Source organism: Rothia sp. 11273D007AR (assembly GCF_053547255.1).
Genome location: NZ_JBPPWJ010000030.1, coordinates 1 through 1,247, shown reverse-complemented (window position 1 = coordinate 1,247; position 1,247 = coordinate 1). Strand labels below are relative to the sequence as shown.

1 protein-coding gene is annotated in these 1,247 nt (G+C 51.6%); it reads right to left on the bottom strand.

Annotated features, from left to right (window positions below; all coding sequences use genetic code 11):
- Positions 1-30: 30 nt before the first annotated feature.
- Positions 31-1,244 (bottom strand): IS3 family transposase gene (locus tag ACED88_RS10705; RefSeq protein ID WP_237187491.1). Its coding sequence is split into 2 segments (ribosomal slippage): positions 31-965 and positions 965-1,244, totalling 1,215 coding nucleotides; the frame shifts between segments, so codons are not numbered across the junction.
- Between the last annotated feature and the right edge of the window lie 3 nt (positions 1,245-1,247).

Below are 1,247 nucleotides of genomic sequence, written 5' to 3'. Positions count from 1 at the left end.
ACTGATATGTACTGGCTTTAGTTCCGACAATTATAAGACCACTAAAGCACCATCAACCACCTCCTGCGGAGTCCGATAACCAAGACTCTGATGCAACCGACCAGCATTCCACCAAGCAACCCAAGACGCAGTCTCAACCTCCAACTGACCAACTGAAGCAAAAAGGCGATTCCTCACCAGCTCAGCCTTATAAGCACCATTCACACTCTCAGCCAGAGCATTATCATACGAATCACCAGTAGAACCGACTGATAACTGCACTCCTAGTTCTTTCAAACCAGCAGTGTAATCCTGCGCAATATACTGCGAACCACGGTCAGAATGATGCACAATCTGCGTTAGATCAGAGCCACCCTTCTTCGCTTCAAAAAGCGCCTGCTTCAACGCCGTCAAAGGCATCCCCAGAGTATGCATGGTCGAAGAAACACCCCAACCCACAACCTTCCGGGAAAACACATCAGTAATGAAGGCCGTATAGCAGAAACCTGAATAGGTTCTGACATAGGTAAAATCTGCTACCCAAAGGCGGTTAGGCGCATCAGCGGTAAAGTTACGCTGAACCAAATCAGGACGGTCATCAATCACTGTGGCCGCTCTGGTGGTCATAGGTTTACGACCCCGATGAGCACCAGCAACACCGGCTATTTTCATGAGTCGGTAGGTCTGATCCCGACCAATATCCCAGCCGGCACGCCTCATGGCGTGCCACATCTTGCGCACACCATACACGCCATAATTCTCTTCATGGATTTTCACCAGTTCAGGAATCAGAAGTTGGTCCTTCAAAGTACGTGCTGCAGGAACACGAGCCTTAGCGGCGCGGTAGCCGCGTGAGGTGATGAAACCACCAGCGAGGTTTTCTTGTAGTGCGGTGCAGATGTTCTCAACCCCGAAACGGTTCCTATACCTATCGATATAGCGGATCATGATCGGGCTGGACGGTCGAGTTCTGCCGCGAAAAAAGCTGATGCTGTTCGTAGAATCTCGTTGGTTCGCTTGAGCTCGGCGTTTTCTTTGCGCAGGCGTCGGTTTTCGGCTGCCATATCAGTGGTGGTGCCGGGGGTGTTACCAGCATCGATTTCGGCTTGTTTGTGCCATTTTCGTAAGGTTTCAGGGCCGATGCCGAGGCGTTCTCCGATGTTTCGGCAGGCGGTGTAGATGCCTGTGTCGGGGTTGTTTTCGAGGTGGTCGGCCAGTAGGCGTAGGGCTCTTGTTTTGAGTTCTTGGGGGTATTTGGTGGGCATGGG